The sequence below is a fragment of the Ardenticatenales bacterium genome, from assembly GCA_020634515.1.
Taxonomy (GTDB): Bacteria; Chloroflexota; Anaerolineae; order Promineifilales; family Promineifilaceae; genus JAGVTM01.
The window spans coordinates 157,843-172,498 of record JACKBL010000002.1 but is presented as its reverse complement, the minus strand read 5'-3'; the positions used below and the strand labels follow the sequence as shown (position 1 = coordinate 172,498).

Genomic DNA, 14,656 nt, shown 5'->3' with positions numbered 1-14,656 from the left:
CCTGTATAGTCACAAGGAATTTCAATGAATGGACGGTTACAGCCGTAAACGCCCATGATCACCCTGATTTGCTTGAACGCATCACCCTTGTAAGCAGCAAGAGCGTGATGAGGTGAATTGGAGAAAACATGAACGAGGTTGAAGACCTGCGCCAGGCCATCCTGGCGCAGGTTGCCGAATACTACCAGAAGGCGCACGCGGGCGCGGCGTTTGTCCCCGGAGAAAGCCGCGTCCATTATGCGGGGCGCGTGTTTGATGAGCGCGAGCTGCAAAATATGGTCAGTTCCGTGCTGGATTTCTGGCTCACCGCCGGCCCCTATGCGCGGCGGTTTGAGCGCGAACTGGGGCGGTTCCTGGGCGCGCGCGAGGTCGTGCCGGTCAATTCCGGCTCCTCGGCGAACCTGGTAGCCATGACCACGCTTTGCTCGCCGCAAATTCCGGAGGGTTTGCGGCCTGGGGATGAGGTGATTGTGCCGGCAACCAGCTTCCCCACCACCGTCAATCCCATCCTGCAAAACCAACTCGTGCCCGTCTTCATCGATAGCCAGCTCGGCGACTACAACCCCGACCTGAGCCAGCTCGAGGCCGCCCTCTCCCCACGCACGCGCGCCCTCATTTTCGCCCACACCCTGGGCAACCCGGCGGACATGGACGTCGTCTCCGCGTTCGTGAAAAAGCATCGTCTCCTCTTCGTAGAGGACACCTGCGACGCCCTCGGCTCCACCTGGGATGGCAAAATGGTGGGCAAATTCGGCCACCTGGCCACCCTCAGCTTCTACCCGGCGCACCACATCACCATGGGCGAAGGGGGCGCGGTGTACACCAATCGCCCCCGCCTGGCGAAAATCGCCCGCGCCGTGCGCGACTGGGGGCGGGATTGCTACTGCGGCTACGACAGCCCCCCCAACGGCAAGTGCGGCACGCGCTTTGAGCGTGAAGTGCCGGGGATTCCCGGTTTCTACGACCACAAGTATTTTTATACGGAAATCGGCTACAACCTGAAGCTGACAGACCCGCAAGCAGCACTGGGGTTGGCGCAATTGGAGAAATTGCCGGCATTCATCGCCGCCCGCAAACGCAATTTCGCCTACCTGTACGCCGGCTTACGCCAGTTTGAAGCGTACCTGATGCTGCCCACCTGGCACGAAAAGGCGGACCCCTCCTGGTTTGCCTTCCCCCTCTGGGTGCGGGATGACGCCCCCTTCTTGCGTCACGAACTAACCCGGTTTTTGGAATCTCATCAGATAGAAACGCGGTTGATTTTTGCCGGCAACATCCTCAAGCAACCCGCCTACCAACACATCAACCACCGCGCCATCGGCGACCTCTCCGGCGCGGACAAGATCATGCGCGGGGCCTTCTTCGTCGGCGTCTACCCCGGCCTGGACCTGCCCCAACTCGACTACATCATCGACACCTTCGCCGCCTTCTTCCGTCAACAGAAAAAACGCCCCTGAACCCTCATGAAACTATCCGTCATCATTTGCTGCTACAACGAACGCGCCACCATTGGCGACGTTATTGCCAAAACACAGGCCGTCGATCTCGGGCCAGGTTGGGAGCGCGAGATCATCGTCGTGGACAACGCCTCCACCGATGGAACCCGCGACATCCTGCGGCAGCTCCAGGACCCGGAAATCCGCCTCATTTTCCACGAATACAACATGGGCAAGGGTATGTCTATCCGCTCCGGCATTGCCAACATGACGGGCGACTACATGCTCATCCAGGACGCCGACGCCGAATACGACCCCGCCGAACACAGCCGCTTCTGCCAGCTTGCGGCGGAGACAAACGCCGCCGCCATCTTTGGCTCGCGCATCCTCGGCGGACACGCGCGCTACAAATACGCCCACGCCTACCTGGGCGTGCGCTTTCTCTCCACGCTCAACAATCTGCTCTTTCGCGGCCACGTCACCGACTTGCTCACGGCCACCAAGATGGTGCGCGCCGACGTGGTACAAGCGCTTCACCTCACCTGCACCGGTTTTGACCTGGATACGGAACTGCCGGACAAAATCCTGCTCTCCGGCCACAAGATTCTGGAAATACCAATCGGCTACGACCCCCGGACCTACGAGGAAGGAAAGAAGATCAAGGCCCGTGACGGCCTGAAGTCCATCCTGATCATGCTGCGCGACCGCCTGGGTCTTTCGCCCGTGCGCCAGCGCGATTCGCAGATCAACCGTTCCGCGCGGGCCAATTGAGTATCAGCATGATGTCTTTTGTTGGCCTTCTCCGCTGAAAGCCTTACAATACCGGCAGCAATCTTTTCCATCACGGTCCGCACGTTTATTTGATGCCGGCATCACGCCTGAATCAGAGCCGCCACTTCGCTACGAAACGCACGAACAATCCGCGCATCCCCCCGGCGCGCTGCGCTGCGCCGCCGTCGGTTGGGCCGCGGACCAAAGGGTTTTGAAAATATCGCCATGAAAATCGTTGTAACAGGCTCCATCGCCTACGATTACCTGATGTTCTTTCCGGGCAAGTTCACCGACCACTTGCTGCCCGACCATCTCCACAACGTCAACCTCAGCTTCCTCGTGGACTCCATGAAGCGGCAACGTGGGGGCAACGCCCCCAACATCGGGTACACGATGGGATTGCTACATGGCCGTCCCACAGTGATGGCTACAGCCGGGCAGGATTTCGGCGAATATCGCACCTGGCTGGAAAAACATGGCGTGGACACGTCCGGCATTGTGGAAATTGAGGATGAATACTGCGCGTCTTTCTTCGTCAGCACGGACGAGAATCAAAACCAGATCGCCAGTTTCTATACAGGCGCGATGGCCCACGCCAACAAATTGACGTTTGCCCAGTATGCGCCGGACGCGGACCTGGCCATCATCTCTCCCAACGACCCCGCGGCCATGAGCAGCTATGTGCGGGAGTGCAAGCGGTTGGGGATTGACTACATCTACGACCCCAGTCAGCAAACCGTGCGCCTCTCCGCGGATGATTTGCGCGAGGGCGTCACGGGCTGCCGCCTGTTGACGACCAATGAGTATGAGTTCAATCTGATTCAGGAAAAGACGGGCCTGAAACAGGACGACATCATGGCTTTGGCGGGCGGATTGCTGATCACGCATGGGAAGCAAGGCTCGACTATCTACGTCAATGGCGAAACGTACCACATCCCCCCCGTGCCGCCGCTGGGCGTGACGGAGCCGACGGGCGCGGGGGATGCTTTTCGCGGCGGGCTGATACGCGGAATGCAAATGGGGCTGCCGTGGGCGGTCAGCGGGCGCATGGGCGCGCTGGCGGCTACCTATGTCCTGGAGAATTTCGGCACGCAAAGCCATCGCTTCACCGTGGCGGAGTTTGTTTCCCGTTACCGGCAGCATTTTGATGATGACGGCGCGCTGGACACGCTGTTGCGGGATGGATGAGACGGGATCACAGATTACGTAGGGTGAAAAGGGTATCACAGATGACGTAGATGACGCAGATTCTTTTTTTATCCGGGTTTTTCCGCATCCATCCGCGTCGTTTTTTGAAAACGTGGACGAGTTAGAGACTCGTCCTACAGACCTACAAAGATATTCTCGAAGGAGTTTCAATCGTTATGGAATTCGACATCAAAAACGTAGACCTCGCCCCTGGTGGGCGACATCGCATCGAATGGGCAGAGCAGGAAATGCCCGTGCTGCGCGGCATTCGCGCGCGTTTTGCCCAGGAGAAACCGCTGCAAGGCGTGCGCGTATCCGCCTGTTTGCACGTAACCACGGAAACGGCCAATCTGATGGCGACATTGCAGCAGGGGGGCGCGGATGTGGTGCTGTGCGCCAGCAATCCGCTGAGTACGCAGGACGACGTGGCCGCGGCCCTGGTGACGCATTACGAAATCCCCGTGTTCGCCATCAAGGGAGAGGATAATGCCACCTATTACCAGCACATTTCGGCGGCGCTGGACCATCGCCCGCACATTACGATGGACGATGGCGCGGATCTGGTGAGTGAGTTGCACAAGAACCGGCGGGAACTGCTGGACGGCATGGTGGGCGGCACGGAAGAGACGACGACGGGCGTGATCCGGCTGCGGGCGATGTCTAAGAGCGGTGAGTTGATGTTCCCCGTTATTGCCGTGAACGATGCGATGACAAAGCATATGTTCGACAATCGGTATGGCACGGGACAGTCTACGTTAGATGGGGTTATCAGGGCGACGAATTACCTGATTGCCGGCAAAACCGTCGTCATAGCCGGTTATGGTTGGTGCAGCCGCGGCATCGCCATGCGCGCCAAAGGGCTGGGCGGCAACGTCATCGTCACGGAAATCGATCCGCTGAAGGCGCTGGAGGCGGTGATGGACGGCTTCCGCGTCATGCCCATGATCGAGGCCGCGCCGATCGGCGACATCTTCATCACGGCCACGGGCGACCTGAACGTTTTGGACCGACGCCACTTCCAGGCGATGAAAAACGGGGCATTGGTGGCGAATTCCGGCCATTTTAACGTGGAAATCAATATCCCCGCGCTGCAAGAGATGGGTGGTGAACCGCGCCGCGTGCGCCCGTTCGTCGATCAGTACATACTGAAAGATGGCCGCAAGATCAATCTGTTGGGCGAAGGCCGCTTGATTAACCTGGCGGCGGCGGAAGGGCATCCAGCCTCGGTGATGGACATGAGTTTTGCCAACCAGGCGTTGAGCGCAACCTACATGGTGCAAAACGCGGCGACGTTGGGGCGTACGGTGCATCCGGTGCCGGAGGAAGTGGATAAGGAAATCGCGCGCATTAAGCTGGCGGCGATGGGTATTCACATTGACGTCCTCACGAATGAACAGGAAGCGTATCTGAACTCCTGGCAAGAAGGGACGTAGGCGACGCTTTACCGGACCGGGGCAGTCGCGGAGACTGCTCCGGTCCCCTGGCGATGAGCAATGACCGAAGTCTGTGTTTATCATGCCGGACAGGCGGCAATTGAGCGTTGCGAGGTTTGCGGGCGGCCTTTGTGCGGGCAATGCCTGTGGTACGCGGCGGATGGGCGGCGTTTGTGTGAGATGGATGCGCGGTTGCTGGCGGATGCCGGCATTTCCGTTACCCCACCCGAAGCCTACGCCGAAGCCATCCCCGCCAGCCTCAGCCCTTCCACCCCCCCGCCACCCGCCGACCTCCCGTACCGCGGCAACACCTTCGACCTCGCCAGCCTGATTGCCGGCATCCTCGGCATCACCACCCTGGCAAGCTGCACCGGTCTCGCCTACTGCCTGCCCTTCGTCGCCGGGGCCATCGGTCTCTACGCCTTCTTGAACGCCGAACAATCCACCAACCCAAAGCGCACACGGATGGTTGCCGGCATCGGTATCGCCGCCGCCGCGCTTATGTTGTTCTTCCTGGTCCTCATCGTCCTCTTCATGCTCTTTGGCATCGCCATGTCCTTCATCAGCAGCAGCCCATAACAGGTATACACGCCGGCGCGCCAGAACGAATAGCGCGCCACTGCACCCACCACCTACCGCCCACATGACTCCTCGTGATTGGTCCCCCGCAGCCCGCACCGGCGCCGTGCGCGCCGCCCGCGTCTTCTCCAACCTCATCAGCCCCCCGGTGATGTTTGCCATCATCGGCCTGACCCTGGCTCTGTACGCCGCCCCCGGCTGGCGCGGCCTCGCCTGGGGCATCACCTACGGGCTGCTTGTCTCCCTCGCCCCCATCCTGTTCGTTCTGTTTATGTTGCGCACGGGCCGCATCGCCGAACTGCACATGAGCAACACCGGCGAGCGCCACCTGCCCTACCTGGTGAGCGTCTTCTGTGGCCTGCTGGTGCTGCTCTTGAGCCGACTGTTTCATGGACCAGACCTGCTGCGCTGCCTGGCCTGGTTCAACGTCATTGAGTTGGCGGCATTGGGCATCATCAACATTTTCTGGTTGATCAGCATTCATGCCACGGCCATGGCCTCCACGGTGGCGATTGCCTGGCTGGTCTTCGGGTCCTGGACGCTGTTGATCACCCTGCCGCTGTTAATCCTGGTGGCCTGGGTGCGCCTGTTTTTGAAACGGCACACGCCGGCGCAGATCATTGCCGGCACGCTCCTCGGCTCCCTCACCGTCCTCAGCCTCACCCTGGCAGGCTGCTTTACCTGAATCGCCATGTTTGAACAAGAGCGCGTTATCGTTCGTTTGCAGCAGCGCGTGCGGCAAGAGGCAACCATTTTCGCCTGCTTCCTGTCCGGCTCCTTTGGCCGTCGCACCCAGGATGATTACTCCGACCTGGACGTGGCCCTCGTTTTTGCCGGCATGGCCGCCCGCGACGCTGCCTATGCGAACCGCGCCGCTTTCGTGCAGTCCGTTTTGCCGTATGTGCCGGCAAAATCCTTCGACGCCGACCACATTCGCCCCTACTTCCACATTTGCCTCTACAGCAACGGAACCAAAGCCGACTACCGGTACGAACTCCGCGACACGCTGGAGCCAGACCCACGGGATGCGGAAATCCACATCCTCAAGGATAACGGCGATTGGGCACGGCAGTACCAGGCTGCCTGCGCCCGCCTGCCCCTGCCACGCCCAACCATCACCGCCGCCGAACTGGAATCGCTGGACAATCGTTTCTGGGTGATGTTTTGGGATACCTACCGCCTGCTGCGCCGTGGCGACTGGGCCAAACCATTCCCCATTTATGGGGAGTTGTTTGCGCTCACGTTGAACCAGTTGGTAGGCTTGATGCCGCCGGAAGACCCCGTCCGCACCCCCCTCATGCACATGAGCTACAGCCAGGACACCGACGCCACGCTCGCCCATCTGCGCCAGTTGATGGACGCTTATTTGATAGCCCGTGCCGGCATTATCAGCCGCCACCGCCTCCTCTTCACCCCCAACCGCCCCTTCGAAGAACAAATCCTGCGCCTCCTCCGCAAATAGCACGCGGCTAAAACAAAATCCGCGCCATCCTGATCATCTTCATCCCCCGTGATCGTGGCGCTTGTCGGGAGGCAAAATGCCGGCACACCCCGCGCACGCGGCACGCCTCCGCAAATGACCGCGCCCAAGCACCGCAACATGAGCCATCAGGGGAAAACACGTCGGAAAGTCTTGCATTTATATGGTAAAATGACAGCAATGATGGAATTGGGGCAATAGACAGGCCAGGCGGCGACCGACTATCAAAATGAATGAAGTGAGTTTGTTGCAACAACACGTGCAATCCTTGCTGAACCAACTGGCCCTGCTGGAAGGCTGGCTGGACCATGAAGCCATTGCGGCGCAAATGCGGCGGCCTGTGCGGGACAGCTTCCGTCAGGAGATCAAGCAGCAACGCGCCCCACTGGAAATGCTGGCTTTGCGATTGCCTCGAGCGGGTTTAGATATGCCGGCATCCTGGACCACCCTCCGCCAATCACGCGCCGCCTGCCAGTTTTTCTTCCGCCAATACCTGGCCATGCTGCAAGGCGCGCTCAGCCGCAACGAAGGCATGGATGGCGGGTTGTGCCCCGTCGCCGATGCGCTGCTGGACGAAATTAGCCGACGCTGCGGGCTGGCGTGGGACCGTTTTACGATTTTGGCGGACGCGGACCAGTTTTATGATCTTGCCGGCATCATCCGCCTCCCCTTCCCCGAAACCACCTTCTGGACCCTGCCCCAGGCCGCGCGCGAATTCGGCTACTTTGCCGCCCAGGAAATACGTGGGCGCGCCGCCGGCCAGACCGTCTACCACGTCGAAGCCTTCATCCGGCAAGAAGCCCAGGCGGATCAACAACGGATCGCCCACCTCAACGACTTCTTCGCCGACATCTTCGCCACCTACACCCTCGGCCCCGCCTACGCCTACGCCACCCTGCTGCTCCGCCTCGACCCCGCCGACCAGGACACCTTCAACCACCCCGGCAGCGCCCGGCGCGCCTACGTCATCCTCAAAACCCTCGACTTGCTGGGTCCACCTCAGGCCATCCTCCACCCCTTCGCCGCCGTCGCCGCCTGGCTGCGCGACCGCTGGCGCGCCCTGCTGCAAGCGACCAACCAGCCCCACGAACTGCCCTCCGCCAATCGCCAGCAACTAGACAACTGGACCACCGGCTTTCTCGCGTTGTTGCGCACCCATTTACACGATGAAGCCGCCTACACGGGCTGGGCGCGTGCCACCCGGCTCTCCACCGTCCTCATGTCCGGGCAGCCCCTGACCACCATCTGCCAGGCGGGTGACACCCTCACCGATGTTCTCAACGCCGCCTGGCGCTGCCGCCTGGAGCAGTGGGCGCAATCCGAAGCCATTGGCCTTCAATCCCTATCCGCCTGCCGATTCCTGGCCCAATTACGCCAAAACAGTCGACAACCCGCTTCTGACCACTGACCACTATCCACTGACCACTGACCACTATCCACTGACCACTATCCACTGACCACTATCCACTCCCCACCAACCACTACCTCCCAAGGAGTCTCCTATGGGCGATTTGATTCTACAAACACGACTGGACGCCTTGCGTAGCAACCTGGAGCAGGTGCAGCGCGTCCTGGATGCCGTCCGCGGCCAGCGCGACGAGATCGAACGCCTGCAAACGCTGCTGGCGGCCCGCAACGACAGCATCCAGGCGTTCCTCGACGAGGCCTTGTACAGCCTGGGCAACGCCCGCATCGCCCTGGATCGACTGTCCCGCCGCGCCGACCTGCACCCCGACGATCAGACGGTATTGGATAACGCCCAGGATGACCTGAACAACAGTGAGGAGCAGCTTCGTGGCGTGTTGGCGCACCTGGGCAGCGCCACGACCATTATTTCCGCGCGGCGCAAACGCTTCATTGAACTGGACGACCAGAGCGACCTGGGCAAAACGCTGGGCATGACGCTGATTCGCCCGGCGGAACGATGGAGCAAGGACCTGGACGCCATCCAGCAGAAGATTGCCGCCGCGGCCGCCGAGGAGGCTTTGAGCGCGCAGACAAGCGGTCCCGCGCAGGCGGCGCACGGGGCGGCGGCGGCGCGGCTGCGGGGGGAGGTGTGGGCGGAACTCAATAACAATACGGCGGCGCAAATCAAGCCAATTTTCGCCGAGTACGTGGACTTTTTGCGGGGGGTGGCGCTGCGGGATATGGGATTGGATGCCGGCATTTGCCAGGTAGCCGATGAATTAGTACGCCGCTTCCGCCTCGTCCCCAACACCAACTGGGAATCCTTCACCATCCTCGCCCGCGACGAAGCCGTCGACAAAACCCTCGCCAACATCATCCGCCTCCCCTTCCCCGAATGGACCGTCTGGGCGCTCCCCCTCGTCGCCCACGAATTCGGCCACCTCGTCTCCTACAGCACCGATGTCCACGAATTCCTCACCGCCCGCGTCAGCGCCGATTGGCCCGTCCTCATCCTGCAAGATTGCCTGGCCGACGCCTTCGCCACCTACGCCATGGGGCCTAGCTACGCCCTCTCCCTCATCCTGCTCCGCCTGAACCCGCTGCGCGCCTTCCAGGACGGCCACGATCAGGCCGCCCACGCCAAACGCGCCTTCGTCATCCTTACCATGCTCGACTGGATGAACCGCCGCAACCCCATGACCCCATACACCCCCATCATCCAAACCTTACGCACTGAATGGGACACGGCGTTGCCGGCAACAACGCCCACGGAAGCGCTCACCAACGACCAGAAAACGCTCCTCACGGAAATGGTGGAATTCCTGGGCGATTTTCTCGACGCGCACGCCAAAGTGGATTACACCATCACCGCCTGGAACAGCGTCGCCGACTGGCCGCCTCTGCTGGCCCAGGGACCAAACGCCGCCATTACGCTCAACCCGGAACACGAACTACGTGACGTTCTCAACGCCGCCTGGCAAAGCCGCCTCCTCTTCCCAGAAAAGCGAAATGAAATCGCCGCCGCCGCCATCGCCCTCTGGGAACGCATTCTCAATCCCCCACCCAGCAGGGGGCGCGCCGGACGCACCCAGGTGGGCATCACCCGCCGCGGAGGATAAATCATGAGCGAACAAAACGGCAAACCCATATCCACCGACCTCTCCTCCGCCCTCAGCTCGCTCACCGGCGCCTCCGCCCCCCCGGCTAACGCCGCCAACGTCACCGGGGCCAACCTGCGTATTTTGCAGGCGCGCCTAGAGCTGGCGCGGCAAGAATACCGACTGGAAAGGTACGAATACGCGCAAGAGAGCCTGATCCAGCTATCGCGCGTCATCGGCGAAATGCGCACCGATGCCGTGCTGCCCGCCGCGGACGCCCTGGGCCTACAGGCGGCCATCGCCAGCCTGGGCGCGCGCATCCATTGGCGACAGGACCAAGATGAGCCAATGCGCGCGCGGGCGGAAGAAGCCACGCAGTTGTTTCAAGACTACCTGGTGCAACCAGACGCCAACCTCTCGCCTCAGGACCATGATGATTTTGGCATTGCACTGGCGTTCACGGACCAATTCGCGGAAGCTGTCACGCACCTGGAACAGGCGCTAAACGCTGACCTCGATGACCGGGATGCGCGCTATTGCCTGGCGCTGGCCTACTGGCGGTTAGAAGCGTATGAGACAGCTGTGGTGGCCCTGGAGCCGGTGCTGCTACAAACGCCCACCGCACCGCGCCCGCTGCGCCTGATGGGGGAAATTTTGCGGGATGATGGGCAAGGAGAACGGGCGGCGAAATTCTTCCAGGATGCGGGGCTTTATCTGGTGGATGCCGGCAAGTGGCCGGAGGCCGATGAGATGTTCCGGGAGGCGCTGGCGCTGAATCCCGCGTCGCCGCCCGCGCTCATTGGCCGCGCCGAAGTGCTGCGTATCCGGCGGCAGTACGACGAGGCGCTGGCGCTGCTCGATCAGGCGATTGCGCAAAGCCAGGATAATCCGATTTTTCTGGGTACGGCGTTGGGGATCAAAGGAGCGGTTTTGTGTAATGCCGGCCATTTCACCGACGCGCTATCACATTTAGACGAGGCGCTGACCTATCGCCCGAACTACACCCTTGCACTGGGTTTCAAAGGAGAGGCGCTGCGCTCGCTGGGTCGCAAGGAAGAGGCGCTGGCGGCGCTGGCGGAGGCGGAAGCGCTTAACCCCCAGGATGCGTTTGTGTTGGGCGTGAAAGGGGCAACCCTGTGCGATATGCAGCAGTATGAGACGGCGCTGGATTGTTTGCGACGTTCGTTAGCCATTGTACCGAGTGACCCGTTTGTGTTGGGATATGCCGGCATCGCCTACCAGGCCCTCAACCAACCCCAAGAAGCCTTTACCGTCCTCGAACAAGCCCTCACCCTCGAACCCAACGCCCCCTGGCTCCTCGTCACCAAAGGGCAAGTCCTCAACACCCTGGGCCACACCGAAGAGGCCCTGCAAGTATTGCTCCAGGTCACGGCCACCACCCAGGACAATCCCCTCGCCTTTGCCGTCCTCGGCGACGTACAGCGCCAACTTCAACAATATGACGCCGCCCTCGCCAATCTCGACCGCGCCCTTGCCCTCAAGCCCGACTACGCCTGGGCCGTGGGGCAAAAAGGCCAGGTCTTCTACGACATGGGGCGCTATGAAGAAGCAGCCACCGCCCTGTGGCAGGCGCTGCAAATGCTCCCCACGGCCACCTGGCTCCTGCCCAACCTGATTGAGTCGTTGCGGTTAACGGACCGCCCGCAAGACGCGCTCACCGTCCTGGATGTCTACCTGCGCATCGCGCCCGATGATCCCTGGGCGCTACTACGCCGTGCCGAAAGCCTGCGCCAGCTAGAACGGTACGATGAAGCCCTGGTCGCCATTGACGAGGCATTGACGCGCGCTCCTGACGACGTCGCCGGCCTGGGGACAAAAGGCCGCATCCTGCAATCGCTGAACCGATACGACGAAGCCGCGGACGTGCAACGGCAGGCCGTGGCCCTTGACGAAAACGCCGCCTGGATTTGGGGCGACCTGGGCAAGGGGTTGCGCCTACTGGAGCAATATGACGCGGCGGTGGAGGCGTTCGCTCACGCCATCGCCCTCGTCCCCGATAATGCCTGGACCTACGCCCAGCAAGCTGAAGCGCTGCGTCTGCAAAAGAAATACGCGGAGGCCGTGGAGACCATTGACCGCGCCATCGAACTGGGTGCGCGCGATGCCTGGACGTTGGGCACAAAAGGGCAGATTTTGCGCTCCCTGGAGCGGTATGACGACGCGCTGGCGGCGCTGGACGCGGCCATTGCCGTCAATGGGGACCTGGCCTGGTTGCACTACGAAAAAGGGGAAGTGCTGCGCCTGGCCGAACGGTACGCGGAAGCCCTGCCCCCACTGGACCGCGCCCTGTCGCTGAACCCCCATTATGGCACGGCCCTGGGAACAAAAGGCCAGGTACTGCGCTCGCTAGGCCGCCTGCCAGAGGCCGTGGAAACACTCACCCAGGCGGATGCCCTGATGCCCAATACAGATTGGATTCTGGCGGACCTGGGAGAATCACTGCGCGGCGTCGGGCGCAACGAGGAGGCGCTGGAAAAACTGAAGCAGGCGCTAAAACTGAAGGAAGCGTCCGACGCATCCCTCAACTGGACCCTGGCCAGCATCGGCGCGGCGCAAGTGGCCCTGGAGCAATATGAGGAAGCATTACGTAGCGTGGATCGCGTCCTCCACACGCAGCCCGACTATGGCTTTGCCCTTTTCGTTAAAGGGGAGGCGCTGCGCCTGCTGGAACGCTATGAGGAAGCCATCGCCACTTTCAATCAGGCGCTGGCGCTGAATGCGGAGGACCAGTTCACCCTGGCCAGTAAAGCTACGGCACAGCGGGAACTAGATCGGTTTGAAGAGGCATTGGCAACGCTGAACGAGGCGCTGCGCCTGGCCCCTGATTATGCCTGGGCTTTGGGCGTGAAAGGAAAGTTGCTATGCGACAGCGGCGAATTCGCGGTGGCGGCGGATTTGCTGGCGCAAGCCGTCGCGCTGGATAGCCAGGATGCCTGGACACAAGGCGTCTATGGTTGGTCGTTGCACAATCAGCGCGACGAAACGGGCTATCCTCACCTGACCGCTGCGCGCAACGCCTATGAGCAAGCCATTGCGCTCGCGCCGGAGGATTCCACCTGGCGGCGACTGATGGGAGACGCGCTGCGCATTTTGGGGGATGCGGATGGATCGTCGGCGTACTATCAAACAGCGCTGACGCAGGCGGAGTCAGCCGCGGACGAAATGGACAGCACGCAGTTGGCCACTCGTGCCTGGTGCCTTTATAAGTTGGGGCGGTTTGACGAAGCGATGCGTGTCTATGGCCGGGCGATGACGGTGGACGAGGATGAGGTGTCTACGCAGTTTGATATGGCCCTGGCGTTGCTGCACAACGGTCGCCGCGGGCTGGCGGTGCAGGAATATCAGCGCGGGGTAAAGATGGCGCGGCAAAAGCATCCCTGGGAGCAGCGCGGTTCCTACCTGGTGGCGCTGCGCGATTTGCGGGAAGTGCTCGATGAAGCGCCATCGGTAGCGGAAACAGCGGAAAGTGGTGAATGCCGGCAGGTGCTGGAGGAGGCCATGTCCGCGATCAAGGAGCGTCCTATCGACTGATTTTCACGCGGCCTCCTCGTGCCATGTCGGTGAATGGGCGACGACCTCCTCCGCTTCCGCCAGCAGAGCGAGGAAGGCGGGCACGTTGTGGGCCAGGAGCAGGGGGGGAAGCAGGTCGGCCAGCGCGTCTATCTCGCCCAGGTATTGACTGACGTGCTTGCGAAATTTGAGCAGGCCGTGTTTTTCTCCGTAGTAGGCGACCATTTCCGCCAGGTGGCGGCGGATGGTTTGGGCGATTTCGGGAAAGGCGAGGTTGGCGCGGTGGATGCCGGCAAAAATCCACGGATTACCCATCGCCCCCCGACCAATCATCACCCCATCACACCCCGTCGCCGCCATCATCTCCGCCGCATGCACCGACTCCGTCACATCCCCATTGCCAATCACCGGCACATCCACCGCCTGCTTCAGCGCCGCAATCGCCGACCAATCCGCCTCCCCCCCATACTTTTGCTCCTTCGTGCGCGGATGAATGGCAATCAGCGCCGCCCCATTGTCCGCCATGATACGGCCAATCTCCAGGTAGTTCCGCCGGTCCTCCCACCCGAGGCGAATCTTCCCTGTCACCGGGCAAGAAAGATGCTGCGTCAGCAGGCGAAACGTCTCCGCCACCAGGCGTGGATCGCGCATCATGCCCACGCCCGCGCCGCGCCCGCTCACTTTGCGCGTGGAGCAACCCATATTGATGTCGATAATGTCCGGCCCCCACTGCTCAATACGCTGCGCCGCGTTTAGAATTTTGCCGGCATCGCTGCCAAATATCTGGAAAACCATCGGCGATTCATCCGGCCGCCGGTCCAACAGCCGCCAATGGTTGTTGGGGCGGTCGCTTTGCAACATCTCCACGGCCACGAACTCGGTATACTGCATCGCGGAGCCAAAGGCGCGGCAAATGGCACGGTAGGGCACGTCAGAGTAACCGGCCATGGGGGCCAGGATGGTTTTGCCGTAGATAGGAATGTCGCGGACCCAGAAATCGGGCGCGTAAAGAGAGTTAATCTGTGAATGGGTGAATGTCACGTCATTAACCATTCGGGGTGCGGCTGCCGGCAGCCAGTCCGCCGCGGGCAAGGCGCGTGGGGATGGGGCTGGCGTCGCTGGGGTACGGGCATGCTGAACCTGCCGCTGACGATAGTAGTACGACAATGTCACATTACTTTGGTTTTCCCTAACTGAGAGAAAATAGGGGGTGCAAAAAAGGGCGTGTTGATG

At 61.4% G+C, this 14,656-nt stretch carries 11 protein-coding genes; 10 read left to right on the top strand and 1 reads right to left on the bottom strand.

Going from position 1 to position 14,656, the window contains the following annotated elements; genetic code table 11:
- Window positions 1-128: 128 nt before the first annotated feature.
- The 10 genes from rfbH (at window position 129) to H6650_05280 (ending at window position 13,444) form a co-directional block, all read left to right on the top strand.
- On the top strand, window positions 129-1,457 hold the full coding sequence (gene rfbH, locus H6650_05325; GenBank protein ID MCB8951416.1) for a lipopolysaccharide biosynthesis protein RfbH: 1,329 nt from the start codon (window positions 129-131) through the stop codon (window positions 1,455-1,457).
- Between the two features lie 6 nt (window positions 1,458-1,463).
- Complete coding sequence (locus H6650_05320) at window positions 1,464-2,207, top strand: glycosyltransferase family 2 protein (protein ID MCB8951415.1); 744 nt, start codon at window positions 1,464-1,466, stop codon at window positions 2,205-2,207.
- 225 nt (window positions 2,208-2,432) lie between these two features.
- Complete coding sequence (locus tag H6650_05315) at window positions 2,433-3,395, top strand: carbohydrate kinase family protein (protein MCB8951414.1); 963 nt, start codon at window positions 2,433-2,435, stop codon at window positions 3,393-3,395.
- 176 nt (window positions 3,396-3,571) lie between these two features.
- The gene (locus H6650_05310) at window positions 3,572-4,828 is read left to right on the top strand and encodes an adenosylhomocysteinase (GenBank protein MCB8951413.1); all 1,257 of its coding nucleotides are present in this window, start codon (window positions 3,572-3,574) and stop codon (window positions 4,826-4,828) included.
- A 60-nt stretch (window positions 4,829-4,888) separates the two neighbouring features.
- Window positions 4,889-5,407, top strand: a complete 519-nt coding sequence (locus H6650_05305) for a B-box zinc finger protein (protein ID MCB8951412.1) — start codon at window positions 4,889-4,891, stop codon at window positions 5,405-5,407.
- 64 nt (window positions 5,408-5,471) lie between these two features.
- Window positions 5,472-6,092 carry a hypothetical protein gene (locus H6650_05300; GenBank protein ID MCB8951411.1) on the top strand — a complete coding sequence of 207 codons (621 nt, stop codon included), beginning with the start codon at window positions 5,472-5,474 and terminating at the stop codon, window positions 6,090-6,092.
- A 6-nt stretch (window positions 6,093-6,098) separates the two neighbouring features.
- Window positions 6,099-6,869 (top strand): hypothetical protein, encoded by a 771-nt coding sequence (locus H6650_05295; protein ID MCB8951410.1) that lies wholly within the window; start codon window positions 6,099-6,101, stop codon window positions 6,867-6,869.
- Between the two features lie 262 nt (window positions 6,870-7,131).
- Window positions 7,132-8,295: a hypothetical protein gene (locus H6650_05290; GenBank protein MCB8951409.1), complete on the top strand. Its 1,164-nt coding sequence runs from the start codon at window positions 7,132-7,134 to the stop codon at window positions 8,293-8,295.
- Between the two features lie 94 nt (window positions 8,296-8,389).
- The gene (locus H6650_05285; GenBank protein MCB8951408.1) at window positions 8,390-9,913 is read left to right on the top strand and encodes a hypothetical protein; all 1,524 of its coding nucleotides are present in this window, start codon (window positions 8,390-8,392) and stop codon (window positions 9,911-9,913) included.
- 3 nt (window positions 9,914-9,916) lie between these two features.
- Window positions 9,917-13,444 (top strand): tetratricopeptide repeat protein, encoded by a 3,528-nt coding sequence (locus tag H6650_05280; GenBank protein MCB8951407.1) that lies wholly within the window; start codon window positions 9,917-9,919, stop codon window positions 13,442-13,444.
- Window positions 13,445-13,447: 3 nt separating this feature from the next.
- Here the strand turns inward: H6650_05280 and H6650_05275 are convergent, their stop codons facing one another.
- The gene (locus tag H6650_05275) at window positions 13,448-14,596 is read right to left on the bottom strand and encodes a tRNA-dihydrouridine synthase family protein (GenBank protein ID MCB8951406.1); all 1,149 of its coding nucleotides are present in this window, start codon (window positions 14,594-14,596) and stop codon (window positions 13,448-13,450) included.
- Window positions 14,597-14,656: the final 60 nt, after the last annotated feature.